This window comes from Afipia sp. 1NLS2 (assembly GCF_000178995.1).
Taxonomy (GTDB): Bacteria; Pseudomonadota; Alphaproteobacteria; order Rhizobiales; family Xanthobacteraceae; genus Afipia.
In genome coordinates this window covers 529,821-555,765 of the sequence record NZ_ADVZ01000002.1, presented here as the reverse complement: position 1 = coordinate 555,765, position 25,945 = coordinate 529,821, and the positions used below count along the sequence as shown (strand labels likewise).

General features: G+C 61.2%; 23 protein-coding genes. 15 read left to right on the top strand and 8 right to left on the bottom strand.

From position 1 onward, the window contains the following. Positions 1 to 11: 11 nt before the first annotated feature. A complete protein-coding gene (locus AFIDRAFT_RS11220; RefSeq protein ID WP_009339519.1) occupies positions 12 to 1,832 on the bottom strand; it encodes an extracellular solute-binding protein in 1,821 nt (606 codons plus the stop codon). A gap of 257 nt (positions 1,833 to 2,089) precedes the next feature. Here AFIDRAFT_RS11220 and AFIDRAFT_RS11215 point away from each other — a divergent pair, with 257 nt between their 5' ends. Further along, positions 2,090 to 2,845, top strand: coding sequence for an invasion associated locus B family protein (locus tag AFIDRAFT_RS11215; protein WP_009339518.1), 756 nt, complete (start codon positions 2,090 to 2,092; stop codon positions 2,843 to 2,845). Between the two features lie 76 nt (positions 2,846 to 2,921). Here the strand turns inward: AFIDRAFT_RS11215 and hspQ are convergent, their stop codons facing one another. Continuing rightward, positions 2,922 to 3,251, bottom strand: coding sequence for a heat shock protein HspQ (gene hspQ / locus AFIDRAFT_RS11210; RefSeq protein WP_009339517.1), 330 nt, complete (start codon positions 3,249 to 3,251; stop codon positions 2,922 to 2,924). Positions 3,252 to 3,324: 73 nt separating this feature from the next. Next, positions 3,325 to 4,518, bottom strand: a complete 1,194-nt coding sequence (locus AFIDRAFT_RS11205) for a UbiH/UbiF family hydroxylase (protein ID WP_009339516.1) — start codon at positions 4,516 to 4,518, stop codon at positions 3,325 to 3,327. 109 nt (positions 4,519 to 4,627) lie between these two features. Between AFIDRAFT_RS11205 and pcsA the strand changes: the two genes are divergently transcribed. The 3 genes from pcsA to AFIDRAFT_RS11190 are packed head-to-tail and all read left to right on the top strand — an operon-like array spanning position 4,628 to position 7,138. Further along, the gene (gene pcsA, locus AFIDRAFT_RS11200) at positions 4,628 to 5,359 is read left to right on the top strand and encodes a phosphatidylcholine synthase (protein ID WP_009339515.1); all 732 of its coding nucleotides are present in this window, start codon (positions 4,628 to 4,630) and stop codon (positions 5,357 to 5,359) included. After that, entirely contained in the window at positions 5,356 to 6,111 is a 756-nt protein-coding gene (locus AFIDRAFT_RS11195; protein WP_009339514.1) for a TerC family protein, read from the top strand. Before pcsA ends, AFIDRAFT_RS11195 begins: the two co-directional genes overlap by 4 nt. Positions 6,112 to 6,163: 52 nt before the next feature. Next, the gene (locus AFIDRAFT_RS11190; protein WP_009339513.1) at positions 6,164 to 7,138 is read left to right on the top strand and encodes a quinone oxidoreductase family protein; all 975 of its coding nucleotides are present in this window, start codon (positions 6,164 to 6,166) and stop codon (positions 7,136 to 7,138) included. A 7-nt stretch (positions 7,139 to 7,145) separates the two neighbouring features. On the opposite strand, the gene rimO is transcribed toward AFIDRAFT_RS11190, so the two are convergent. Beyond that, entirely contained in the window at positions 7,146 to 8,468 is a 1,323-nt protein-coding gene (rimO, locus tag AFIDRAFT_RS11185; RefSeq protein ID WP_009339512.1) for a 30S ribosomal protein S12 methylthiotransferase RimO, read from the bottom strand. 359 nt (positions 8,469 to 8,827) lie between these two features. Here rimO and AFIDRAFT_RS11180 point away from each other — a divergent pair, with 359 nt between their 5' ends. The 9 genes from AFIDRAFT_RS11180 (at position 8,828) to AFIDRAFT_RS11140 (ending at position 22,078) form a co-directional block, all read left to right on the top strand. Next, positions 8,828 to 9,649: a formate/nitrite transporter family protein gene (locus AFIDRAFT_RS11180; protein WP_009339511.1), complete on the top strand. Its 822-nt coding sequence runs from the start codon at positions 8,828 to 8,830 to the stop codon at positions 9,647 to 9,649. A gap of 60 nt (positions 9,650 to 9,709) precedes the next feature. Beyond that, complete coding sequence (locus AFIDRAFT_RS11175; protein ID WP_009339510.1) at positions 9,710 to 11,437, top strand: bifunctional protein-serine/threonine kinase/phosphatase; 1,728 nt, start codon at positions 9,710 to 9,712, stop codon at positions 11,435 to 11,437. 233 nt (positions 11,438 to 11,670) lie between these two features. Continuing rightward, the gene (locus AFIDRAFT_RS11170) at positions 11,671 to 12,987 is read left to right on the top strand and encodes a CmpA/NrtA family ABC transporter substrate-binding protein (protein WP_009339509.1); all 1,317 of its coding nucleotides are present in this window, start codon (positions 11,671 to 11,673) and stop codon (positions 12,985 to 12,987) included. A 58-nt stretch (positions 12,988 to 13,045) separates the two neighbouring features. Beyond that, positions 13,046 to 13,945 (top strand): nitrate ABC transporter permease, encoded by a 900-nt coding sequence (gene ntrB, locus AFIDRAFT_RS11165; RefSeq protein ID WP_009339508.1) that lies wholly within the window; start codon positions 13,046 to 13,048, stop codon positions 13,943 to 13,945. Positions 13,946 to 13,955: 10 nt separating this feature from the next. Then, entirely contained in the window at positions 13,956 to 14,750 is a 795-nt protein-coding gene (locus AFIDRAFT_RS11160; protein WP_009339507.1) for an ABC transporter ATP-binding protein, read from the top strand. A gap of 11 nt (positions 14,751 to 14,761) precedes the next feature. Further along, positions 14,762 to 15,976, top strand: a complete 1,215-nt coding sequence (locus tag AFIDRAFT_RS11155) for an NAD(P)/FAD-dependent oxidoreductase (RefSeq protein WP_009339506.1) — start codon at positions 14,762 to 14,764, stop codon at positions 15,974 to 15,976. Between the two features lie 3 nt (positions 15,977 to 15,979). Beyond that, positions 15,980 to 17,734: a NirA family protein gene (locus AFIDRAFT_RS11150; protein ID WP_009339505.1), complete on the top strand. Its 1,755-nt coding sequence runs from the start codon at positions 15,980 to 15,982 to the stop codon at positions 17,732 to 17,734. Continuing rightward, positions 17,734 to 19,347 (top strand): sulfite reductase subunit alpha, encoded by a 1,614-nt coding sequence (locus AFIDRAFT_RS11145; RefSeq protein WP_009339504.1) that lies wholly within the window; start codon positions 17,734 to 17,736, stop codon positions 19,345 to 19,347. The genes AFIDRAFT_RS11150 and AFIDRAFT_RS11145 overlap by 1 nt, the downstream gene beginning before the upstream one ends. A 13-nt stretch (positions 19,348 to 19,360) precedes the next feature. Next, positions 19,361 to 22,078 carry a nitrate reductase gene (locus AFIDRAFT_RS11140; RefSeq protein ID WP_009339503.1) on the top strand — a complete coding sequence of 906 codons (2,718 nt, stop codon included), beginning with the start codon at positions 19,361 to 19,363 and terminating at the stop codon, positions 22,076 to 22,078. Here the strand turns inward: AFIDRAFT_RS11140 and AFIDRAFT_RS11135 are convergent. From AFIDRAFT_RS11135 to pxpB, 3 genes are read right to left on the bottom strand one after another with little or no spacing between them, the layout of a single operon-like run. Beyond that, complete coding sequence (locus AFIDRAFT_RS11135) at positions 22,062 to 22,814, bottom strand: LamB/YcsF family protein (RefSeq protein WP_009339502.1); 753 nt, start codon at positions 22,812 to 22,814, stop codon at positions 22,062 to 22,064. The two genes, AFIDRAFT_RS11140 and AFIDRAFT_RS11135, sit on opposite strands and share 17 nt — an antisense overlap. Before the next feature lie 2 nt (positions 22,815 to 22,816). Next, entirely contained in the window at positions 22,817 to 23,746 is a 930-nt protein-coding gene (locus tag AFIDRAFT_RS11130; protein WP_009339501.1) for a 5-oxoprolinase subunit C family protein, read from the bottom strand. Further along, on the bottom strand, positions 23,743 to 24,480 hold the full coding sequence (pxpB, locus tag AFIDRAFT_RS11125) for a 5-oxoprolinase subunit PxpB (RefSeq protein WP_040298357.1): 738 nt from the start codon (positions 24,478 to 24,480) through the stop codon (positions 23,743 to 23,745). The genes AFIDRAFT_RS11130 and pxpB overlap by 4 nt, the downstream gene beginning before the upstream one ends. Before the next feature lie 145 nt (positions 24,481 to 24,625). Between pxpB and AFIDRAFT_RS11120 the strand changes: the two genes are divergently transcribed. After that, positions 24,626 to 25,333: a ribonuclease activity regulator RraA gene (locus AFIDRAFT_RS11120; protein WP_009339499.1), complete on the top strand. Its 708-nt coding sequence runs from the start codon at positions 24,626 to 24,628 to the stop codon at positions 25,331 to 25,333. Positions 25,334 to 25,349: 16 nt separating this feature from the next. Here the strand turns inward: AFIDRAFT_RS11120 and AFIDRAFT_RS11115 are convergent, their stop codons facing one another. Next, complete coding sequence (locus AFIDRAFT_RS11115; RefSeq protein WP_009339498.1) at positions 25,350 to 25,574, bottom strand: hypothetical protein; 225 nt, start codon at positions 25,572 to 25,574, stop codon at positions 25,350 to 25,352. A gap of 152 nt (positions 25,575 to 25,726) precedes the next feature. Here AFIDRAFT_RS11115 and AFIDRAFT_RS11110 point away from each other — a divergent pair, with 152 nt between their 5' ends. After that, a complete protein-coding gene (locus AFIDRAFT_RS11110; protein ID WP_009339497.1) occupies positions 25,727 to 25,924 on the top strand; it encodes a hypothetical protein in 198 nt (65 codons plus the stop codon). Positions 25,925 to 25,945 lie beyond the last annotated feature (21 nt).

Here is a 25,945-nt window from a genome sequence, read left to right as displayed (position 1 = left end):
CGTCGCGTCGGTCACGGAGTCTGTTTCTGCGAGTTGAACCACCACGTTTCCGGAAGATAGCCGGAAAGCGCAGCATGTGTAGGAGATTTTATACGATTCCAGCGCGCGATCCATTGCGCCGGTGGGTTGTACAAGGGAATTGCGTAGGCCCCGGACATCAGGACGCGGTCGAGGGCGCGGACCGCATCGACGAAGTCCGGCCGTTCCCTTGCCTCCAGCATGGCGTTGATCGCCGCATCGATCGCGGGGTCGTGGGCGCCCATGTAGTTGCGGGTGCCGGGGGTTTCGGCGGCCTGCGAGCCCCAGTAGAACGCCTGCTCGTTGCCGGGGGACAGCGACTGGTCCCAGCGGTTCTGGATCATGTCGAAATCGTAGGCGAGGCGGCGCTGGTCGAACTGCACCGCATCAACCACCCGTACGGAAACCTCGATGCCCGCGCGCTTGAGGTCGCGTGAATAGGCGAGTGCGATCCGCTCCTGATCGCGGGTACTGACCAGGATTTCAAACGTCAGCGGTTCGCCGGTTTTGCGATTGCGTAGGTGAGTGCCCTTGAACGCGTACCCGGCCTGTTCGAGCAGTGTGAGCGCGGTCCCCAATGCCTTCCGGTCCCGGCCGGAGCCGTCACTTACCGGCAAACGGTAGCTGCCGTCCATGACGTCGGGCCGCACGCTCGCGGCATAGGGCGCGAGCAACTGCCTTTCGTGGGCGGAGGCGGGACGGCCTTCGGCAGATAGCTCCGACCCCGCGAAATAACTTGGCGAGCGGCTGTACAGGCCGAAGAAGTAATTGCGGTTGATCCATTCGAAATCGAACAGCAGTGTCAGAGCCTGCCGGACCCGGATATCGGCAAAGACCGGATGGCGGGTATTGAACACCAGAAATTCCGATGGGCGCGGGGTGCCGGTCTTGATGGTGTCGCGGATCACTTGACCTGAGCGGGCGGCCGGGAAGTCGTAGCCCTCGTGCCAGCGCAGTGGCTCGTTCTCATTGCGGAAATCGTACAGTCCCCGCTTGAATGCTTCGAAGGCGCCATTGGCCTCGCGGTAGAAGTCGAGCCGCACCTCATCGAAATTCCACAGGCCCCGGTTCACCGGCAGGTCGCGGCCCCAATAGTCCGGATTGCGCGTCAGGGTGACGCTCGCGCCGGGCCGGACGTCCGTGACGCGGTAGGGACCCGACCCGAGTGGAGCGGTCATCGAGGTATCCTCGAAGGTGTCCACATTGACGGCTCTTTGTGAGAACACCGGCATGAGGCCTAGGATCAGGGGCAGCTCGCGGTCGGCCTCGCCGCCGAAATCAAAACGGACGGTCTGCGTGTCGAGCGCGCGAGCGTTTTTCACCTTGGAATAGTAGAGCCGGTGGTTGGGACGGCCGTGGTCGCGCATCAACTGCCAGGAGAACAGCACATCCTGCGCGGTAACGGGGGTGCCGTCCGAGAACCGTGCCGCCGGGTTGATGTGGAAGGCGACATAGCTGCGGGCGTCGTCGGTATCGATGCGGTCGGCGAGCAGGCCGTAGAGCGAGAACGGCTCGTCGTTATTGCGCGCCATCAGGCTCTCGACCACGTAGCCGCGGATTTGCTGCACCGCGATGCCCTTCACGATGAAGGGATTCAGGCTGTCGAACGTGCCGAGCAGGCCCCAAGTGAGGTGGCCACCTTTTGGAGCGTTTGGATTAGCATAGGGGAAATTCTTAAAGTCGTTTGGCAGCGCTGGTTTGCCGTGCATGGCAATCGAGGGCGTCGGCTCAGCCTGCGCCCATGCACCGACAAGCGCTGCGCCGAGGAGGGCGACAAGCGGCAGCAGGAGGCATCGGAGCGCGAGGGCTTTCATTCGGTCCCGTGTTCCTTGCGATTCGCAGGGCAATGGAGAACGCTATCACGAGGCATCCGGACGGTTTCCGGCAAGAGGACAAAAACCCAAAAAATCATTGTTGGCATTGATCTTTCCGCCTGCCGTTGTATGAAGGCGGGCGATTCCGATCAGTCGCGTGTGTTGTCACGCATCCGCCTTATTTGGCTCCGAGACAGCGCCTCATCGGCGACGCTCTCCATAAGGGTGGCAGCGCTTAGTCAGAAAGGGTTTTCACTATGAATTTCCGGAACTTGGCCGCGCAGGCCGCGCCGCGTGGACGGAGGTTCGCCGCAGCATTTCTGGCCGCCGCGGCCATGATCGCCCTGCCGGTGGCCGATGCGAGCGCTCAGGCCCAGCCAGCCGCCAAGGGCAAGGCTGCGCCGAAAGCGGCTCCGAAGGCGGCACCCGCCCAGCCTCAGCAGCCCGCGCAGGGCCAGCAGCAGCCTGAGCAGCAGGTTCAGCTTATTTACGGCCAGTGGACCAAGTTCTGTCTCAAGGGTCAGGATGCCAACGCCAAGCAGGTCTGCTTCACCGGCAAGGACGGCCGCATTGAGTCCGGCCAGCCCGTCATTGCAGCCGTCATCATCGAGCCGGAAGGCGAGCCGAAGAAGATCCTGCGCGTGACGCTGCCGCTCGGTATGCAACTCGCCTACGGCACCCGTATCGTCGTCGACAGCAACCCGCCGCTGCAGAGCCCCTATGTGATCTGCTTCGCCAATGGCTGCATGTCCGATTACGAAGTCACCCCCGATCTTCTGAACCACATGAAGAAGGGCCAGAACCTCGTCGTGCAGGCGATCAACTCCAACGGCGCGCCGCTGACGTTGCCGCTGCCGCTGGCCGAGTTCGCCAAGGCCTATGACGGTCCTCCGACCGACCCGAAGGTGTTCGAGGAGAACCAGAAGAAGCTTCAGGACGAGTTGCAGAAGCGCGCGGCGGAAGCCCGCCAGCGGCTCGAGAGCCAGACCAACGCCCCGCCGGCCAACAAGTAACGGCCGCGAAGGCAATCAATAAAAAAGCGCGCAGGAATGCGCGCTTTTTTATTGGCTCAATGAGAACAGGGCGTCGTTAGTTCAGCGACAGGTTGCGCTGGCGATATCCGCCCGCCTTGTCCTTGATGAAGATTTCCGACACCTGCGAGTGGCGAACCGGATCACCGGTCTCATCCGGCAGCAGGTTCTGCTCTGAGACATAGGCGATGTATTCGGAGTCCGAGTTCTCGGCCAGCAGATGGTAGAACGGCTGGTCCTTGTGCGGACGCATCTCCTCGGGAATCGAGAGCCACCATTCTTCGGTGTTGTTGAATTCAGGATCGATGTCGAAGATCACGCCCCGGAATGAAAAGGAGCGGTGACGGACAACCTGGCCGATCTGGAATTTAGCGGTTCGTGCTTTCATCGTGAGTCTGCGGTAGATCGAAATTGTGGCTGTTGCTTGGAGAAATATCACAAATCTGGGCGCCTGACCCCGGTCAGGCTGAGCGTCGCCACCAAGGGGCGAGCCCCTCGCGCATGGCGAAACGGCGTATCGGATCGGCGATATTGAGAAGATGAAGGCCTGCCGCCCGCATCATCTGCACGGGCAGGAAATCGCTGAGCAGCGAGCGATTGGCGACGTCGATCACTGCCGTGCGGCTGGCGATATCGGCGCGGCGGCTCCGTGAGTATTGCGACATCACGTCATCCGAGCCGGGGTCTGTGCCGGCCTGATGGGCAGCCGTGACGACCTGCACGAAATCGGCAGCATCGCGCAATCCGAGATTGAGCCCTTGCGCGCCGATTGGCGGAAAGACATGGGCAGCTTCGCCAAGCAGGGCGATACGGCGCGTGGCAAGCATGGCAGGGTTTCGCATCGTCAGCGGGAAAACGTGACGCTCTCCCTCCGCGCGCATCTTGCCGAGGATCGAGTGCGCCTGACGCTCGGCGCGCAAGCCGAGCTCATCGTCGGACAGCGATCGCAAGGTCGCGGCCTCATCCGGCGTCGTGACCCAGACGATGCTCGATCGTAGGCCCGGCAGCGGCACAAAGACGCGCGGGCCATGCGGCGTATGAAATTCGGTCGAGATGTTGTCGTGAGGCCTGGTGTGCGCCGTGTTGAAGGTGACGGCGGCCTGCTCAAGGGTACGCGTGCGCAGCTCGATGCCCGCGCTCCGGCGCGCCAACGAATTACGCCCGTCGGCGCCGCCGACGATTGAGGCGCTGAGATGAGTGCCGATCTTCGTCTCGATGTCTGCGCTGGTGTCGCCGCCATGGATCGCCCTGGCGTCATCATCGTAGCGAACGAGCTCCGGCAATTCGGAGGCGCGTGCCTCAAGTGCCGCAACGAGGATTCGGTTCTCGATGTTGTAGCCGAACGCCTCCTCGCCGATCTCGTGAGCCGACAGCCGGACCTCGGGCGCGCGCACCAGCCGTCCGGTATCGTCGATCAGCCGCATCACCCGCAGCGCGGCCGCCTGCTGTTCGCAGCGGGGCCAGACCTCCAGCGACATCAGGAAATCGATCGAGCCGCCGAGCAGGGCAGTGGTGCGGTTGTCGCTATAGACGACCTTGCGGGCGACCAGGGTGGTGGGAACGCCGTTCTGCGCAAGTCCGATGGCGGCGGCGAGGCCGACAGGGCCGCCACCGACGATGGCAACGGCAAAATGAGGGGAACCGGGAGTGTCCATGAGGGTGCGATAACAGCTTTTTCGGCACGGGTCGATGTTGGGAACGGCGGCTTCCGAGCGCAAGAGTTGCAGTGCAAGCTCAACACAATCCTGTTAGTCATGGGGGTGGATGACCGACTCGCATGCCCCATCCCGGAGCTCTGACGCGTCCACGCGGGCGCGCGCGTTCGCGGTTCATCTGTTGACCGCTTCTGGAGCGGCGCTGGCCTTGCTGGCCCTGCTGGAGGCCGTTCGCGAACACTGGTCGATGATGTTTGTCTGGCTTGGGCTGGCACTTTTCGTCGATGGCATCGACGGACCGATCGCGCGCCGCTTCAACGTTGCCGATGTGTTGCCTGACTGGTCGGGCGATACGCTGGATCTCGTGATCGATTTTCTGACTTATGTGTTCGTCCCGGCCTATGCGATCATGGCGAGCAAATTGCTGTTGCCTGTGGCGGCGCCCTTGATTGGGGTCGCCATTGTCATCTCGGGGGCGCTCTATTTCGCCGACCGGCGCATGAAGACCGACGACAACCACTTCCGCGGCTTTCCCGCGCTGTGGAATGCGGCGGCGTTCTATCTCCAACTGCTCAAGCCATCTCCCGTTCTTGGGACCATCGTGTTGGCTGTCTTCGTAGGTTTAACATTCGTGCCGTTTCACACTCTGCATCCGCTGCGCACGTTGCGCTGGCGGCCACTGACATTGGCCCTGATCGGCATCTGGGCGGTGCTGACGATTTTCACGGTCGTGGTGGACTTCAACGTGCCTACGCTAGTGAAGATCGCGCTGTGTGGAATCGCTGGATACGTCCTGTTCTCCGATCTTGTCGTGCAAACCTACACCCGGATCAGACCATGATGGATTTGTTGACGAGCCCGGAAGCATGGGCCGCGCTGCTGACGCTGACTGCTCTCGAAATTGTTCTTGGCATCGACAACGTGATCTTCCTGTCAGTGATTGTGTCGCGAATTCCTGCGGCGCAGGCGAAAAGTGCCCGCCGAATCGGTCTCGCGCTGGCGCTGGTCTTCCGTATCCTGCTGCTGTCGATGCTGGTATGGCTGATCGGATTGACCGCGCCGGTGCTTACCGTGATGGGCATTGATCTGTCGTGGCGCGACCTGATCCTGATTGGCGGCGGCCTGTTCCTGATCGCCAAGGCCACGCATGAAATTCATGCGGAGGTCGAAGGGCCGACTGACGGCGAGGTGGTCGCGTCGCGCTCGACGAACGCGTTCGCCTGGGTGATCGTCCAGATCGTTGTGATCGATATCATTTTCTCGCTGGATTCCGTCATTACGGCGATCGGCATGGCGCAGGATCTACGGATTATGATTGCCGCCGTCATCATCGCCTGCGCGGTGATGTATCTGTCATCGGGGCCGGTCGCGGCCTTCGTCGCGGAGTATCCCACGACCAAGATGTTGGCGCTGGCGTTCCTGGTACTGATCGGCGTTGCGCTCGTCGCTGACGGCCTGAGCTTCCACATCCCGCGCGCCTACATATACACTGCGATCGTGTTCTCCGGAGCCGTGGAGACATTCAACGTGCTGGCGAAGCGCAACCGGCGTAAGCATAAGCCGTTCCGGCAGGCTGCCGATCCTCCACGTTGACATTTGCCGCCCGATGCATTTCCGTCTCCGCAAGTAGTGCAGGGAGAAAATGATGATCAAGGCTGTGCGGGTGCACAAACTCGGGGGACCGGATGTCCTGACCTATGAGGACGTCGAACTGCCTCCGCCCGGCCAGGGTGAGGTCCGAATTCGCCATCATGCGATCGGTATTAATTTTATCGACTGCTATTTCCGCACCGGGCTGTACAAAGCGCCGAGCCTGCCGTTCACGGTCGGCCACGAAGGCGCGGGTGAAATCACGGCGGTTGGGCCAGGGGTGACTAATTTCCATCCCGGCGACAGGGTGGCTTATTACCTCAACCTTGGCGCGTATGCGACGGAACGCAACGCGCCCGCCGACCGGCTGGTGAAACTGCCCGATCACATCACCTACGAGCAGGGCGCCGTGCTGATGCTGAAAGGTCTGACGGTCTGGTATCTTTTGCATAAGACGTTTCATGTTCAGCCCGGCAACCGTGTGCTGATCCACGCAGCGGCGGGCGGTATCGGGCTTCTCGCGTCCCAATGGGCCAAGGCGCTTGGTGCGACCGTGATCGGCACCGCCGGTTCAAAGGAAAAGGCCGATCTCGCGCTGGCGAATGGCTGCGACCACGTCATCCTCTACAAGGAGGAGGATTTCGCCGAGCGTGTGAAGCAGATCAGCCGCGGAGAATTGTGCGACGTGGTCTATGACGGCGTCGGCAAGGATACGTTCCAGGGTTCTTTGCGTTCACTGAAAAAGCGCGGCCTGATGGTCAGCTTCGGCAATGCGTCCGGCGCGGTGCCGCCGTTTTCGGTCAATGAATTGAACACGCATGGGTCGCTGTTCATCACGCGCCCCAAGCTTGCCGACCACATCGGCACGCGCAAGGAATTGATCGAGGGTGCGGACGCGCTGTTTGCCGCCGTAATCGACGGTACGCTTCATGTGCCGATCAATCGCGCCTATGCGCTGAAGGATGCCGCCAAGGCGCACATCGATCTTGAAAGCCGTGTCACGACCGGTGCGTCGGTGCTCAAGCCGTAAGACTGTTTCAGAATCCCGCCACGGTGCCGTGGAGATCGTACTCGTCTGCGCGTTCGATCTTCGCGGTGACGATGTCGCCGACCTTCAGTGGACGGCGGCTTGAGACGTAAACCGAGCCGTCGATCTGCGGCGCGTCGGCTTTCGAGCGGCCCTTCGCGACGCTGGGCCCGATTTCATCAATGATGACCTGCTGGCGCGTGCCGACCTTGCGCTTCAACCGCTGCGCGGAAATCTTCTGCTGCCGTGCCATCAACGCGTTCCAGCGCGCGGTCTTGATCTCGTCCGGTACGGGATTGTCCAGCGCGTTCGAGGTCACGCCCGCGACGGGCTCATACTTGAAGCAACCGAGGCGGTCGATCTGCGCCTCGTCCAGCCAGTCGAGTAGATCCTGGAATTCGGATTCAGTCTCGCCCGGGAAACCGACGATGAAGGTCGAGCGCAAAGTGAGGTCGGGACATTGCTCGCGCCACTTGTGGATGCGCGCGAGCGTCTTGTCCTGCGCGGCCGGGCGGCGCATGCGCTTGAGCACTTCCGGGTTGGCGTGCTGGAAGGGGATATCGAGATAGGGAAGGATGTTGCCGCCCATCAACGCGATGACGTCATCGACATGCGGATAGGGGTAGACATATTGCAGACGGACCCACGCGCCGAGTTCACCGAGTTCACGCGTCAGATCGAGAAAGCGCGCGCGGACATCGCGATCCTTCCACGGACTCGACTCGTATTTAATGTCGATGCCGTAAGCTGAAGTATCCTGCGAGACGACGAGCAATTCCTTGACACCGGCGGCGACGAGCTTCTCGGCTTCACGCAGCACGTCGTTCGCCGGGCGTGAGACGAGATCGCCGCGCAGCTTCGGGATGATGCAGAAGGTGCAGCGGTTGTTGCAGCCTTCTGAAATCTTCAAATAAGCGTAGTGCCGCGGCGTCAGCTTGATACCCTGCGGCGGCACAAGATCGAGATGCGGGTTGTGCATCGGCGGCAGGGCGCGATGCACGGCCTCCAAGACGCTCTCATATTGCTGCGGGCCGGTGATCGACAGGACGTTGGGGTATTCCTTCTCGATCTGCTCGGGTTCCGCGCCCATGCAGCCGGTGACGATGACCTTGCCATTCTCGGCCATGGCCTCACCGATCGCGCCGAGCGATTCTTGTTTGGCGCTGTCCAGAAAGCCGCAGGTGTTGACGATGACGATGTCCGCGCCGTCGTGCTTGCGGGCGAGTTCGTAGCCTTCCGCGCGGAGGCGGGTGATGATGCGCTCGGAATCCACCAAAGCCTTGGGGCATCCCAGAGAGACGAAGCTGATTTTGGGCGCGCTGGCCGTGGTCATGATCAGGGGGTCCGTTGAAAGCGGATGGCTATCCTTGATCGTGGGTCATTTCAAGGCACTATCTCCCTACGAAATAGGCATTTTTCGTATTTCAGCCCTCTGCTCCGGAAGTGTCGTGCCCAAAGCATGGGCGAATGCTTCGACATCGTGCATCTCCAAACGTCAGATGGCCATGAGCGTGCGCCATTGACCAATACGACGCCCACAATTTCGCGATCTGCGCCGTCTTGAAGCATTTGGCACGGTGATTGCTCTGCAAGGGATGGGTCAATCGAGACCTGTCAGCGAGCCGATGCCCCTCGGCTGAGGCTTGCTGCTGGGCCGCGCCGGTTCCAGCGATGAACCACAGAGGAGCTTCGATGTCTTATCTCGCACCTTCGGAATTCGTCACCAAGATGGTGGACGCAGGGGAATCCAAAATCTTCATGTCGACACGGGATACCTTGATCCGTGCCTACATGGCAGGAGCCATTCTCGCGCTTGCCGCGTGGTTCGCAGTAACCATCAACGTTAATACCGGACAGCCGCTCGCAGGCGCCATCCTGTTTCCGGTCGGCTTCTGCATGCTCTACCTGCTCGGATTCGATTTGCTGACGGGCGTGTTCGTGCTGGCACCGCTCGCGTGGCTGAACAAGCGGCCGGGCTGCACGCTCGGCGGTGTGTTGCGCAACTGGGGTTTGGTGTTCGTCGGTAACTTCGGCGGTGCGCTGACGGTTGCGTTCATGATGGCGTTCGTCACGACTTACGGCTTCACCCAGGCGCCCGACAAGGTTGGTGCGGTGATCGGCAATGTCGGCGAGGCGCGCACGCTCGGTTATGCTTCACACGGCGCGATGGGCATGATCACGCTGTTCATGCGCGGCATGCTCTGCAATTGGATGGTCTCGACCGGCGTGGTGGGCGCGATGGTCTCGACGACCGTCAGCGGCAAGGTGATCGCGATGTGGATGCCGATCATGCTGTTCTTCTACATGGTGTTCGAGCATTCGGTTGTGAACATGTTCCTGTTTCCCGCAGGCCTGATGCTGCATGCCCCGTTCTCGGTCATGGACTATCTGATCTGGAACGAGATTCCGACGGCGCTCGGCAACCTCGTGGGCGGCCTGTCCTTCACTGGCCTGACGCTGTATGCGACCCACGTGAAGACCGCGCCGAAGCGTGACCTGCGCGCTGTCGCCTGATCGCGATTGGACGAAGGAGCCTCACCTGCTTAAGGTGAGGCTCCTTCGATGTGACCGTCCATGTCCACACTCAGCCTGTCCATCGGCCAGTATTCCGACAAGGGGCGCAAGGAATCCAACCAGGACTTTCATGGCGTCCTGATCCCGGACGAGCCGCTGCTGTCGATGAAGGGCATTGCGGCGGTCCTGACTGATGGAATCAGCAGCAGCGATGTCAGCCGGATCGCCAGCGAGTCCGCGGTCAAGAGCTTTCTGACCGACTATTACTGCACGTCCGAATCCTGGTCGGTGAAGACATCCGCCCAGCGGGTGATCGCCGCAACAAATTCCTGGCTTCATGCGCAGACGCGGCGGGGACTGAATCCTTACGACAGTGACAAAGGGTACGTCTGCACATTCAGCGCAGTCGTGTTCAAATCGGCTACGGCGCACTTGTTTCATATCGGCGATTGCCGCATCTATCGTGTGGCCGGGAATACACTGGAGCAACTGACGGAGGATCACCGCGTCACACCGTCGTCGGTCGAAAGCTATCTCGGGCGAGCGCTTGGGGTGAATCCGCAGATCGAAATCGACTACCGCACCGTCCCGCTCGCGGTCGGTGATGTCTTTGTACTGGCGACGGATGGTATCTACGAATACGTGCCGCCGCGCTTTGTCGTCGATACCATTACAGCCAACGCCGATGATCTTGATGCCGCCGCGCGCATCATCGGTCGAGCAGCATTCGATCGCGGCAGCCCCGACAATCTCACGATACAGATCATTTGTGTCGATCGGCTGCCGAAAATGCAAGCCGATGAATTTCTTCGTGTCTCCGAACTGCCGCTGCCGCCGTTACTGGAGGCGAGGGCGGAGTTTGACGGTTATCGGATCATTCGCGAAATTCATGCCAGCGCCCGCAGCCACATCTATCTTGCGACGGATGTAGCGGCAGATCGCCTCGTCGCCTTAAAAACGCCCTCGATCGATCTTGGTGAAGACTTGGGCTACCGCAGGCGTTTTGCGATGGAAGAATGGATTGCCCGGCGTATCGACAGCCCGCACGTCTTGAAACCGCAGGCGCAGACAAGAGCCCGCAACTATCTCTATGTCGTCATGGAGTTTGTTGAGGGGAGGAGTCTTGTGCAATGGATGATCGACAACCCACGGCCTGATCTTGAAACCGTCCGCAAAATCGTCGAGCAGATTGCGAAAGGCCTTGGCGCTTTCCACCAAAAGGAAATGCTGCATCAGGATCTGCGGCCCGACAACATCATGATCGATGCCGCCGGCACGGTCAGGATCATCGATTTCGGTTCTACCCGCGTCGCTGGCGTTGCCGAAACGATGCCCGAACTGGATGGTGAAATTCTCGGAACGGTCCAATACACCGCGCCCGAATATTTTCTCGGCGCGGCAGGCTCGCCGCAGTCCGATCTCTATTCTCTGGGTGTGATCGCCTATCAGATGCTGACAGGGCGATTGCCATTCGGTCCGGCGGCGGGACGGGCGCGGACCCGCGCCTTGCAGCGCAAGCTCAGATACCGATCTGCGGTCAATGAGGAGCGTGGCATTCCGTTGTGGGTCGACGGCGCGCTGCGAAAAGCTGTCCAGCCCGATCCGGCGGCCCGATATGACGCGCTGTCAGCTTTCGTGTTCGACCTTCGCCATCCCAACCCTGCCTTCCGCGATGCATCTGCGGTCCCACTGCTGGAGCGAAATCCGGTGCTGGTCTGGCAGTGCGTGTCGGCGCTTCTGGCGATCGCCGTCGTGACGCTGCTGGCCATGCTGCGTGCGACTCGCTGAACGTTTGTGCAGTGCGCAAATTGTGAGCAGTTCCGTTGAAATGATGAGCAGCGCTGCATTTTCCGGGAAGTCGCACGGCGCATCCAAAGCTGAATTAAAATACTGAAATATAATGATAATTTATCGTGCCAGTGGTTGGCATGGAAGTTGATTATTAGAGGTGGTCAGGAACGGCCGGGCCTCCCATCCAGCGTACCGATGCCTGACGAAGAGCGATTTCAGAAGGCAGCGACATGAGCAAATCCAGCACTGACGTCATCGGAAAATCCACCAGCCGCCGCGCGGTCCTGAAAGCAGGCGCAGGGGCGGTTGCGCTCATGGCGGCGGCCCGCCTGAATTTTCCAGGCGGCGCGTTCGCCCAGACGGCAGGTCCGGAGACAACCAAGGCCAGACTCGGCTTCATCGCGCTGACGGATGCTGCACCGCTGTTCGTCGCCAAGGAAAAAGGTTTCTTCGCCAAGCATGGAATGCCGGACGTCACGGTTGAGAAGCAGGCCTCATGGGGCACCACCCGCGACAATCTCGTGCTCGGCTCCGAAGGCAACGGCATCGACGGTGCGCATATCCTGACGCCGATGCCCTACCAGATATCGGCCGGAACGGTGACACAGAATAACGTGCCGACGCCGATGCACATTCTCGCGCGGCTCGATCTGAACTGTCAGGGTATTTCAGTCGCCAATGAATATGCCGATTTGAAAGTCGGGCTCGATGCTAAGCCGCTGGCGGCGGCGTTCGAGAAGAAGAGGGCTGCCGGCAAGTCGATCAAGGCGGCGATGACGTTCCCCGGCGGCACGCATGATCTGTGGATTCGTTACTGGATGGCAGCGGGCGGCATCGATCCCGACAAGGATGTCGAGACCATCGTGGTGCCGCCGCCGCAAATGGTGGCGAACATGAAGGTCGGCACCATGGATTGCCTGTGTGTCGGCGAACCGTGGAACGAGCAGTTGATCCACCAGAAGGCCGGATACTCGGCACTGACGACGGGCGAGATCTGGAAGGATCATCCGGAAAAGGTTCTCGGCATGCGCGCGGCGTGGGTCGAGAAGAATCCGCGCGCCGCCAAGGCGCTGCTGATGGCGGTGATGGAAGCCCTGCAGTGGTGCGACAAGGATTCCAACAAGGACGAACTGGCTGCGATCAGCGCCAAGCGTCAGTGGATGAATGTACCTGTCGGCGACATTGATGAGCGGATCAAGGGCAATTTCGATTACGGCACCGGCCGCGTGGAGAGGAACAGTCCGTTGTTGATGAAGTTCTGGCGCGATCACGCCTCTTATCCTTTTCAGAGCCACGATCTCTGGTTTCTGACTGAGAATATCCGCTGGGGAAAAATGCCGGCGAGCACGGACACCAAGGCGCTGATCGCGAAGGTGAACCGAGAAGATCTCTGGCGGGACGCAGCGAAAACCCTTGGCGTGGCGGCTGCTGACATTCCGGCGTCGACCTCGCGTGGCAAGGAGACGTTCTTCGACGGCAAGGTTTTCGATCCCGAGAATCCCGCCGCCTATCTCAAGTCGCTGACCATCAAGCGTGTGGATGCGTGATGATCGCGAGCCGCCCGTGCGTAGGCGGTTCATCTACTATTCCGGGAGACGACACGTAATGAATATGCCCGCGGTTAAATCTGAAGTTGCGGTAAAGGTCTCCGGACCTTCTGAGTCAGCGCCCGTATTCAAGATGGAGATCAAGCGTCGGCCAAGAAGCGATAAAGCATGGAAGCTTGCGCAATCTGCGGCTGCGCGGATTGTGCCGCCTCTCATCGTCCTCGCGCTGTTTCTCGTGGTCTGGGAATTGCTGTGCAGCAAGGCGGGCGCGACGCTGCCGCCGCCGCTGAAGGTGTTCAGGGATACCAAGGATCTCATCTTCGATCCGTTCTTCGACAATGGCGGCATCGACAAGGGTCTGTTCTGGCATCTGTCGGCAAGCTTGCAGCGCGTTGCGCTGGGTTATTCGCTCGCGGCGATTGCAGGCATCGCGCTCGGGACACTGGTGGGACAGTCGATCTGGGCGATGCGTGGCCTCGATCCGATCTTCCAGGTGCTGCGGACTATTCCACCGCTGGCGTGGCTGCCGTTGTCGCTTGCCGCGTTTCGCGACGGCCAACCCTCGGCGATCTTCGTGATCTTCATCACCTCGATCTGGCCAATCATCATCAACACCGCTGTCGGCATCCGCAACATTCCGCAGGACTATCGCAACGTGGCGGCGGTGGTCCGGCTCAACCCATTCGAGTTTTTCTGGAAGATTATGATCCCGTCGGCCGCGCCCTATATCTTTACGGGCCTGCGGATCGGCATCGGCTTGTCGTGGCTTGCAATTATCGCCGCCGAAATGCTGATCGGCGGTGTCGGCATCGGCTTCTTTATTTGGGATGCGTGGAATTCCTCGCACATCAGCGAAATCATTCTCGCGCTGGTCTACGTCGGCATCGTCGGCTTCATTCTCGATCGCATGATCGCGACGATCGGTGCGTTTTTCACGCGCGGCACGTCGGTTGCCTAAGGAGATCGCCATGCAGGATTATCTGAAGCTCGATCATATGGACAAGGTCTTCACGCGCGGCAGCGCTGCGACGGAGGTGCTGAAGGACATCAACCTGACGGTCGCGCGCGGCGAGTACGTCTCCATCATAGGCCATTCCGGTTGCGGCAAGTCCACGCTACTCAACATCGTGGCGGGACTGACCGGCGCGACGCAGGGCGGCGTGCTGCTGGAGGGGCGCGAGGTGAATGCGCCAGGACCAGATCGCGCCGTTGTGTTCCAGAACCACAGCCTGCTGCCTTGGCTCACGGTCTACAACAACGTGCGGCTTGGGGTGGACAAGGTATTCGGCAAGACCAAGACCCGTGTCGAACGCGACGAATGGGTGATGCACAATCTCAACCTTGTGCAGATGGCCCATGCCAAGGACAAACGCCCGTCTGAAATATCGGGTGGCATGAAGCAGCGCGTCGGCATTGCCCGTGCGCTGGCGATGGAGCCGAAGGTTCTGCTTCTGGATGAGCCGTTCGGCGCGCTGGACGCACTGACGCGTGCTCATCTGCAGGATACCGTGATGGCCCTGCACCAGAAGCTCGACAACACGGTGATGATGATCACCCACGATGTTGATGAGGCCGTACTGCTTTCCGATCGCATCGTGATGATGACGAACGGTCCGAGCGCGCGCATCGGTGAGGTTCTGGACGTGCCGTTGTCACATCCGCGCAAGCGGCTCGAGCTGGCGGCCAACCCGGTCTACCTCAAGTGCCGGCAGCGCGTGCTTGAATTCCTGTACGAGCGTCATCGCTTCGTCGAGGCGGCATAAGGGAGCGGAGCATGAGCGAACCTCTCGTCATTGTCGGAAACGGTATGGCCGCCGCTCGGCTCGTCGAGGAATTGGCGAAGCGGGCATTGGGGCGCTACGCGATTGCCGTGATCGGCGACGAGCCGCGCTTGGCCTATAACCGCGTGCTGCTGTCCTCGGTGCTTGCAGGTGAGGCTACATCGCAGGAGATCGAGCTGAGGTCAGCCGTGTGGTGGCGGGATCGCGGCGTTACCGTTACCTACGGCTGCGCTGCGAGTTCGGTCGATCTGGCCGTGCGCAAGGTGCATCTCGCCAACGGCACCGACGTTCCGTTCTCGAAGCTGGTATTTGCGACAGGCTCGACGCCACTGCGTCTCGCGGTGCCGGGGGCCGACCTCCCTGGCGTGCATACGTTTCGCGACACCCGCGACGTAGATCAGTTACTCGCGCTTGCTGGTGCCAAGCGGCGTGTCGTCGTGGTCGGCGGCGGCTTGCTCGGCCTTGAAGCGGCCTACGGATTGGCGAAGGCCGGATCGAAGGTAACGCTCTTGCACCTGATGGATCAGCTGATGGAGCGGCAGCTTGATGCCCCGGCGGCAGCGCTCCTGAAGCGGCTGGTCGAGAGCAAGGGCATCGAGATTGTGCTGGATGCCGACACAAGCCGGATCATCGGGACCGATCACGTCGAAGGCGTCGATCTGGCGAATGGCCGCAGCATTGTGGCGGACGCTGTCGTGTTCGCGGCGGGCATCCGGCCCAACGTGGCGCTTGCGAAAGAGGCGGGCGTGCTGGTCAATCGCGGCATCGTCGTGGACGATCGGATTTGCACCGGCGTCGAGAATGTCTACGCGCTCGGTGAATGCGCGGAGCATCGCGGCACCTGCTACGGGCTCGTGGAGCCAGCCTATGAGCAGGCAAAGGTGCTGGCCGCTCATTTGGCCGGTAATCCGACGGATTACGTCGGCAGTGTTGTTGCCACTAATCTGAAAGTTTCGGGCGTGAGCGTCTTTTCCGCCGGTGATTTTCTCGCAGCCGAAGGCGGCGAAACGCTGGTGTTCAACGATGAGCGGCGCGGCAACTACAAGAAGCTGGTTGTCGCGGAGGGGCGTCTTACCGGCGCGGTGCTCGTGGGCGATACCCAGGACGCGCTTTGGTATCTCGATCTTATCCGGACAATGGCTCCCATCGAAACAATTCGCGGCGACATGATGTTCGGTCGCGCGCTTGCTCAACTAAAGGCAGCTTAAGTCATGTCCAGCGATTTCTCTCCAGACCAGAAGCGCTATCTCGAAGGCTTCGTTTCGGGGCTCAGCGCATCGCGGGTTGCGCGCAGCAACGCGCCCGCAAAGAGCGAGCCGGTCGGCCCCGATGCCATTCACATCAAGGCGCAGGATCGTGTCGTCGCGGCAGGCGGCAAGCTCAACGATCAGGAGAAGTTTAAGCGGGAAGAGCATCCGTTCGATGCCTATCCGCGTCTTGTGAAGCAGGCCGAGTTGAACGAAGCGCCGAAGCCGCCAGATAATTTCCGCTGGCGTTATTACGGCATCTTCTATGTCGCACCCACGCAGTCGTCCTACATGTGTCGCCTGCGGATTCCGAACGGTATCCTCAAGCATTGGCAATTTGCTGGCGTGGCCGATCTCGCGGAGAATTTCGGTGGTCCGTATGCCCACGTGACCACGCGTGCCAATCTCCAGCTTCGCGAGATCGAGCCGAAGAACGCAATCAACGTCATTGAAGGATTGCAGGATCTGGGGCTGTGCTCGCGCGGCTCCGGTGCGGACAATATTCGCAACGTCACCGGGACCTCGACCGCCGGCATCGATTCGCAGGAATTGCTCGATACCCGCCCTTACGCGAAGGCCTGGCACTTCCACATTCTTAACGACCGCTCGCTGTATGGTCTGCCGCGCAAGTTCAACGTCGCGTTCGACGGCGCAGGGCGCATTGCCACGCTGGAAGAAACCAACGATATTGCATTTCAGGCTGTCGAAGTGCGCGAAGGTTTTAGCGTCGATCCCGGCATCTACTTTCGGCTGGGCCTTGGCGGCATTACCGGCCACAAGGATTTTGCCCGCGATACTGGCGTGATCCTGCAGCCGCAGGAGGCCATTGGTGTTGCCGACGCGATCCTGCGGGTTTTCATCGAGAATGGCGACCGAACCAACCGCAACAAGGCGCGATTGAAGTACGTGCTCGATGCCTGGGGGTTCGACAAGTTTCTCGCAGCGGTCGAGGAGAAGCTTAACCGCAAGCTGGTGCGCGTGCCTGCGGATGCCATCGCGCCGCGCCCGGCCTATGATCGGCTCGCGCATATCGGGGTTCATGCGCAGAAGCAGTCTGGACTGAACTGGATCGGTGTCGCATTGAAGCTTGGCCGGCTGTCGCCTGACCAGATGCGCGGGCTTGCGAGGATCGCTGCGGATTATGGCGATGGCGACATTCGCCTTACCGTCTGGCAGAATCTGCTGATCTCCGGCATTGCCGATACCGATGTAGCCACCGTGACTGCCGCGATCCAGGCGCTCGGCCTTGCGGTGACGGCTTCCGCGTTGCGCGCCGGGTTGATCGCCTGCACAGGCGCGACGGGGTGTCGTTTCGCCGCCGCGCATACCAAGGAGAATGCCGAGGAGATCGCAGCTTGGTGCGACGAGCGCGTGCCGCTCAATGCGCCGGTGAACATCCACCTCACTGGATGCCATCATTCCTGTGCCCAGCACTATATCGGCGACATCGGTTTGATCGGCGCGCGCGTTCCGGTCAACGACGATGGCGATACGGTCGATGGCTATCACCTTCTGGTCGGCGGCGGATTTGGAACTGATGCCACAATCGCGCGCGAACTGTTTCAGAACGTCAAAGCCGAGGATGCACCGCGCACCGTGGAGCGCGTGCTGAAAGCCTACGTCACCAACCGGGCATCGGAAGACGAGACCTTCCTCGATTTTGCCAAGCGGACCGAGATCGACGCTCTCAAGCGCATGACTGAAATGGAGCCGGCCTGATGAACCAGAGAACACCGCCGAGCCAGCTCGAGATCATTCCGGAAACGGCACCGTTCTCGCATGAACAGCGGTCGTGGCTGAACGGCTTCTTCGCTGGGCTGGTATCGCTCGATAATGCGGTCACGCCATTGTCGCCCGAGCAGGGCGCGGCGGTCATGAAGGGTGCGGGGGACAACGATGACGGTGAGGCTCCGTGGCACGACCAGACGCTTCCGATTGCCGAGCGCATGAAGCTTGCTGAGGGCCGCCCACTGCGCCGCCGGATGATGGCGGCGATGGCGCAGCAGGATTGCGGCCAGTGCGGTTACAATTGCCACGATTATTCCGAGGCAATTGCCGGCAAGAAGGAGGCGCGCCTGAACCTGTGCGTACCGGGTGGCAAGGAAACCGCCCGGATGCTGAAGACGCTGTATGAGGAATTGGAGAGCGCGCCGTCATCCTCGCCATCGCCGGCGCCCGAGGCGAATCTGGCGGAGCCTGCTGCCAAAACCGTCGGCGAGCCGGGCCGCTCGCGTGACAATCCGATTAAGGCGGTCTTCCTGTCGCGGCGCCTTTTGAACAAGCCGGGATCAGAAAAGGAAACCTGGCATATCGAGTTTGATCTATCGGGGCCTGGCCTCGATTATGTCGTCGGCGATTCCTTCGGCGTGTTCGCCAGCAACGATCTTGGCATGGTCGATCAGATCATCGCGCTGCTTGGCGTTTCGCACGAGACGATGATCAATGGCAAGAAGCTGCGCGACGTGCTGCACGAAGATGTGTCGCTGTCGCCTGCGCCGGATTCGTTGTTCGAGTTGATTTCCTTCATCACCGGCGGCGCGGCCCGCGAAAAGGCGCGGGCGCTTGCTTCAGGCGATGACCCGGATGGTGACGCCGCACATCTCGACGTGATGGCGGCGCTGCAGAAGTTCGCGGGCGTCCGGCCGCACCCGGAAGCCTTCATCGAGGCGCTGGAGCGGTTGCAGCCGCGATTATACTCCATCTCGTCGTCGCACAACGCGACGCCGGGCCGCTTGTCGCTGACGGTCGATACCGTCCGTTACACAATCGGCAAGCGCAAGCGTATAGGTGTTGCATCCACATTCCTCGCCGAGCGGATCAATCCGGGCGATACGCTAAAAGTCTATGTTCAGAAGGCGCATGGTTTCGGGCTGCCGCAGGACCCGAACACGCCGGTTATCATGATCGGTCCCGGCACCGGCGTGGCGCCATTCCGTGCCTTCCTGCACGACCGGCAGGCGACCGGCGCGCCGGGTCGCAACTGGCTTTTCTTCGGCCATCAGCGCAGCGAGTGCGACTTCTTCTATGCCGACGAATTCAACGCAATGAAGTCATCCGGCCATCTCACACGGCTGTCGCTGGCGTGGTCGCGGGATCGCGAGGAGAAATTCTACGTGCAGGATCGCATGCGCGAGGTCGGCCGCGAGCTGTGGTCGTGGCTGGCGGAAGGCGCACACGTCTATGTCTGCGGCGATGCCAAGCGGATGGCCAAGGATGTCGAACGCGCGCTGGTGGATATCGCGGCTCAGTTCGGCGCGCGCTCGACCGATGAAGCTGTCGCATTCGTAGCCGACCTGAAGAAGAAGGGTCGCTACCAGCAGGACGTCTATTGAGCGAAGGCCGTTGATGAGTGCGATGGAAATTTCTCCGGCGACCGTAAGGACCACATGTCCTTATTGCGGTGTCGGTTGCGGTGTGCTGGCGACGCCCGACGGCAAGGGCGGAGCAATCATCAAGGGAGACCCGGATCATCCCGCCAATTATGGCCGCCTCTGCTCCAAGGGTTCGGCCCTTGGGGAGACGCTAGGCATTCACGAGCGGCTGCTGCATCCGATGGTGCGCTGCTCGAACGACCAGATGGAGGCTGTCGCATGGGACGATGCGCTCGATCATGTGGCGCAGCGGCTCCATCACATCATCGCCAAGCATGGGCGCCACTCGGTTGCATTCTATCTCTCGGGGCAATTGCTGACGGAGGATTATTACGTCGCCAACAAGCTGATGAAGGGATTCATCGGCAGCGCCAATGTCGATACCAATTCGCGGCTGTGTATGTCGTCGGCCGTCGCAGGTCACAAGCGCGCCTTCGGTTCGGACACCGTGCCGGGGAATTATCGCGATCTCGACGAGGCGGATTTCCTCGTTCTCGTCGGCTCGAACGCTGCGTGGTGCCATCCGGTTTTGTATCAGCGCATGCTGGCGAACAAACAGACACGGGGCGCGAAGATTGTCGTCGTCGACCCGCGCCGAACGGATACCACCAGCGACGCCGATCTTTTTCTGGGGTTGAAGCCTGGGACAGATACTGCGCTGTTCAGCGGTCTGCTGGTCTTTCTTGCGGCACAAGGCGCGCTCGATAACGGTTTTATCGAAGATCATACTTCGGGATTCGCGGAGGCGTTGGCGCAGGCCCGCAGGATTGCCGCCAATATCGCGGCGACCGCGCTTGCGACTGGACTGAGCGAAGCCGATGTCGAGGAGTTCTTTCGTCTGTTCGCTTCGACGGAAAAGGTGGTGACGTTGTATTCCCAGGGCGTCAACCAGTCGGCGCAAGGCACCGATAAGGTCAACGCTATCATCAACTGCCATCTTGCGATGGGACGGATCGGCAAGCCCGGCATGGGTCCGTTCTCGCTGACGGGACAGCCAAATGCGATGGGTGGCCGTGAGGTTGGCGGGCTTGCAAACCAGTTGGCCGCGCATATGAACTTCACACCGCCGGACATTGACCGGGTGCGGCGGTTCTGGCAGGCGCCGCACATTGCGACCCATGAAGGGCTCAAGGCAGTTCAGATGTTCGAGGCTATCGGGCGCGGCGAGATCAAGGCGCTATGGGTGATGGGCACGAACCCGGCTGTGTCGTTGCCGAACGCCGATGCTATGCGGCTTGCGATGCAGAAGCTCGATCTGCTCGTGATTTCCGATAACGTGCGCTCGAACGATAGCGTGAATTCGGGCGCGCATGTGCTGCTGCCGGCGCAGGCATGGGGCGAGCGATCCGGCACGGTGACCAATTCGGAGCGCCGGGTATCGCGCCAGCGTTCATTCATGGCTCCCGCAGGCGATGCCAAGCCGGACTGGTGGATCGTCAGCGAAATCGCCAGGCGGCTCGGCTATGAGCGGGCATTCTCGTATCAATCCTCGGCGGAGATTTTCCGCGAGCACTGCCGCCTCTCTGCATTCGAGAATAAAGGTACTCGCGATTTCGACCTTGGAGCGTTTTCCGAGATCACCGAAAGCGACTTCGATCAAATTACGCCAGCGCTGTGGCCGGCGCGCGCGGATGCGAGCATGTCGGAGCGCTTCTTTGCTGATGGCGGATTTTACACCAACGACAAGCGCGCGCGTTTCGTCGTGACCGAAATTCCGGTGCTGCGCGGCGAGAAATCCGCAGCACGCCCGATGTTGCTGAACACCGGCCGTATTCGTGACCAGTGGCATACCATGACGCGGACAGGCCTCAGCCCGCGCCTTGGACAGCATCTGCGGTTTCCGTTTGTTGAAATTCATCCACGCGATGCACAGATGGCGGGTGTCACGGACGGCGGATTTGCCAGAGTGGAAACAGACCACGGCCAATGCGTGCTCAAGGTGACCGTGACGGATCGCCAGCAGCCGGGCATGTTGTTCGCGCCGATTCATTGGAGCGATGAGACGTCGTCTTCTGCGCGGGTGGGCGCGCTGGTCGCGCCTCATACCGATCCCTATTCGGGCCAGCCGGAAAACAAGGCCACGCCTGCCAATCTGTTTCCCTGCGATTACCCGCAACAGGGCTTTGTCTTGTCACGCGAAAGGCTGTCGTTCCCTGCGGGTGCATGGTGGACGCGGGTCGCGGTGACTGGAGGCTATGGATATCTGTTCGCCGCAAAGCAGGGCGTGCCGTGGCGGGCCTGGTTTGATGACCGCTCCATGGGACAGGACCTTGCGGATTATGTCGATGCAGTCGGAGGTGTTTATCGGGCGGCGTCATTCGATGGCGACAGGCTAATGAGCTGTCTGTTTGTCGAACCAGCAGGTCGCCCGACCGAGTGGGATGCAACAAAGGATCTGTTTGCGGAAGAAACGCTTTCGGCCGACCAGCGCAGGCTGCTGCTGTCCGGAAAGGCAGCGGATGCAACTGCGAACACCGGGCCCATTATCTGTGCCTGTTTCGGTGTTGGCCGCAACACGATCTGCGATGCGTTGAAGTCCGGCGCGGCGCGCTCGCATCTCGACCTTGGGGCGCAGCTCAAGGCAGGCACCAATTGCGGCTCCTGCATTCCGGAATTACGCCGCTTGGTTGCGGAAACGATGCCTGATACGGAACAGGCCGCTCACCGTGAGATGGCTACGGCCGAGAACTGAAGGGTGAGATTGTCACGCCGCCTTGCTCCAGCACGGAACGAACGGTTTTTGCGATTTCGACAGCACCCGGAGTATCGCCATGAACGCAGACGCTATCGATGGGCGTCGCGATCGTTTTTCCCGAGGCAGCAATGATGGATTGCCCCCGCACCATCCGCAGAACGCGCTGCGCGATCTCACCGGCATCGTGCAGCACCGCACCGTTCTGGCTGCGGGGAAGAAGCTGCGCGTCGTCCTGATAGGCGCGGTCGGCGTAGATTTCATGGATCGGCCTTAAGCCTGTGTGATCCGCCGCGTGAGCCAGTTCGGTATGCGGCAGCACCATGAAGGCGAGGCCGGGATCGACAGCTTTGACGGCCGTCGCGATGGCCTTGGCGATCATGGCGTCGGCGCAGGCTGCGTTCGAGAGTGCGCCATGCGCCTTCACATGCGTGACCTTGTGGCCCGCGAGGGAAGCAACCGCGCATAGTGCCCCGGTCTGGTAGGCGACAAGGTTCTCGATCTCGCTGGCGCTGAGCCCGGGCATGGGCTGACGCCCGAATCCTGCAAGATCGCGATAGCTGGGGTGCGCGCCGATGCCGACGCCACGCGCATGAGCCTGGGTCGCGATCTTTCGCATGAGGCCTGGATCGCCCGCATGAAACCCACAGGCGATGTTGACGCTGGTGGCGACGGCCAGCATCGCCTCGTCGTTTCCCACGCCTTCGCCGATGTCGGAGTTGATGTCGATCTGCATCGTTATGCGTTCCGGATTCTCTCGGGCAAAGATTGCAGTAGCGTATGGAAGGCGCGCGCCTCCTGCTGCGCGGCAGCCACGTCGATTTCCGCAAAGCGGAGTGTATGCCGTGGGCGGGTTTGCGCAAAGCGGCCGAGATCGGCGGATATGATGGTCGCGATCTTGGGATATCCGCCGGTTGTACCGCGATCTTTCATCAGCACGATCGGCTGGCCGCCCGCAACCTGAATGCTTCCGTCCACGGTGCCATCCGAGACAATATTGAAATTTCCGGCATGGGTGAGAGATGGCCCTTCGAGGCGATAGCCCATGCGGTCGCTGGCGGGCGAAATCTGCCATGGTGAATTGAAGAACAGCTCGGTGGATTTTCCGAATTCATCATATTGAGGTCCCGGCACAACGCGGATCGCGCCTTCGCCGAAGACGGGAGGAGGCATGGTGCGGTCTGGCAACGATGCCACGTTTCCGTATGTCAGCCGGTCGCCGCTTTGAAGTGGCCGGGGATAGGGGCTCCCAAGTCCGGCGCGGGCATTGACCGAAAAGCTGCCGAACATTGCTTCGCCTTTCAACTCACCTGCGATGGCAAGATAGCTGAACATGCCCTTGCGCGCCGCATCGAGGGTTAGCGTCTCACCGTCGCGAAGCATGAATGTGCGATAGAGCGGGCAGGGCTTGTCACCGATCCGTGCAAACCGCAACGCGCCGGTGAGCGCCGCGCACAGCGGGCCACCCCGGGCGACAAAGACAGCCTTTATTGGCCCGATCTCGATGGCAGGCGCGGAGAGTGGATGTCCCACCAGCGCATTGGCTGCAGCGAGCGAAAGGCGGTCCATCGCGCCGCTCGGCGTCAGGCCATAACGCTGCGCGCCGAAGCGGCCGATATCCTGCACGGACGTCAGTGGCCCCGCAGCGATGACTTCGAGCACGCTCACGTCGTCAACTCCACGACCGCCTCGCCATGTTCCGCGAGGCGCTCAAGACGTTCGAACTCGACCGGACCGATTTGTGCGAAGGTTACGGTGTCGCCGGGCTCGATCAGGAAGACCGGATCGCGGCGCGGATCGAAGGTGCGCACCGGCGTGCGGCCGAGAAGATGCCAGCCGCTTGGCCCGGCAAGGCATTGCAACGCGGCCTGAACGCCGCCGATCGAGATCGTGCCCGCAGGGGTGGACATACGCGGCTGTGGCCGGCGCGGCGTGGCAATCGCGGAATCAAGACCGCGGAGATAGGAGAAACCCGGTGTGAAGCCGATCATCGCCACCTCGTAACGCGGGGCGCTGTGGCGCCGGATCAGTTCGTCAGACGACATGCCATGCGCTTTCGCCACCGCATCAAGATCCAGGCCGAATGCACCGCCATAGGCCACCGGCACACGCCAGTGCCGGGATGGGCGTTCCGTCGTGTCCGGCCGGTCGAGAAGAGCCAAAAGGCGGTCGCTCAATTCGGAAAAGCCGAGCCTGAGCGGATCGTAATGGATGAGGAGCGAGCGATAGGTCGGCACCGTCTCGGTGATACCCTCGACCGGCATATTTTTCAGCGCGCGATCCAGTGCAAAAACCCGGCGGTTGCTGTCGGCCTCCATGGTGGTGCCGAACTCCACGGCGAGTGCGGCGTCGCCACAGGGGAGAACACGCGGTTTTGATGGCTTGGACGGCTGGCTGTTCATGGACAAACGATGCCGGGACGGGCTGATGGCGTCCAGAGCTTTATTCGCGAGAGAAGATTCGCCCAAGCATTCGTCGAGAGGCGTGCTTGACGCAAGCGGATCGCTCCGCAACATGTCGCCTCTTCTTGCAAAGGATTTCCAGCCGATGTCGCTGCCCGCCGAGACCGTTCAACTGTTGCAACGTATTTCCACCGCCACCATCACCACCGTGCTCCTGAAGAAGGGTCTGCGGAATGTCTGGATGCGGGGCACGCGCCCGTTGCGGCCAGGGCAGAAGCGGTTGGTCGGCCCTGCCTTCACTCTGCGCTTTGTTCCTGCGCGGGAGGATCTTGCGACGCCGGAATCGTGGTCGAAACCGATTTCCACCCGCACCGCCATCGAGGCGATGCCGGAAGGCTGCATTGCGGTGGTCGATGCAATGGGCGTCACCGATGCCGGTATCTTCGGCGACATCCTGTGTATGCGCATGGCGAAGCGGGGCGTCACCGCGCTCGTCACCGACGGCGTGATGCGAGATGTCGAGGGCGTTCTGGGCACTGGGCTTCCGGTCTGGTGTGACGGCGCGGCCGCGCCGCCTTCGGTTGCGGGTCTCACCTTTGTGAATTGGGGCGAACCAATCGGCTGCGGCGGCGTCGCGGTGTTCCCCGACGACATCATCGTGGCCGATGAAGATGGTGCGGTGGTGATTCCGCAAGCGTTCCTTCCATTGATCCTGGAGCAGGGCGAGGAGCAGGAGCGGGTCGAGGCGTGGATCGTGAACGAGGTCCAGCAGGGTGCGTCGCTGCCGGGGCTGTACCCGATGAACGCGGATACCAAGGCGCGTTATGAGGCATGGAAGAAGACGCAGAAGTAAGCCCTAAAATCTGCCTTCAATTGTGGCGTTTGCCGGTGTCCGCCGGCCAGCGCCATCCCACGACGCGGGCCTCGACCGGGTCGCCGGATTCGCAGTTTTCCCAGCCGCTTCCGATCCAGCGGCAGGTGAAAGGAAGCTGGTAAGTACCGCTTTTGTCTTCGCACAGGACCTGTACCGGCGCGCCCGCAGGCGGCGTGCCTTGCTCGCCGAATTCCGCCAAGCGTTGTGCACGGGTTGCCATGGTCATCTCCCCGGAAGGGAACGGGGCCGGGCGGGTTCTGTTCCGGAACCGGGATCGTTAAAATCCAGGATGCCCCTTTGTTTCGGAGATCACCGCAAGCCTTGATTTACGTCTCGGCACCGAGACTACCGGCAACAACACGGAGATTCCCGATGTTTGTGCTGATTCTCGGTTTGTTAGGTGCAAGCGGCCTGTTTTATTTCGCGGGCGCTACGCAGAATTCGGGCTGGACCTGGTCATATGAGGTCTGCCGGCAGGGCACGATACTTTGCGATAACCCCCATTGGGTTCTGATCGCCGCCGGTATCGCCATCGCGATCGAAATGGTCCGCAACATGTCGAAGGCGTGAGGTAGCGCCTGGGCCTTGAGT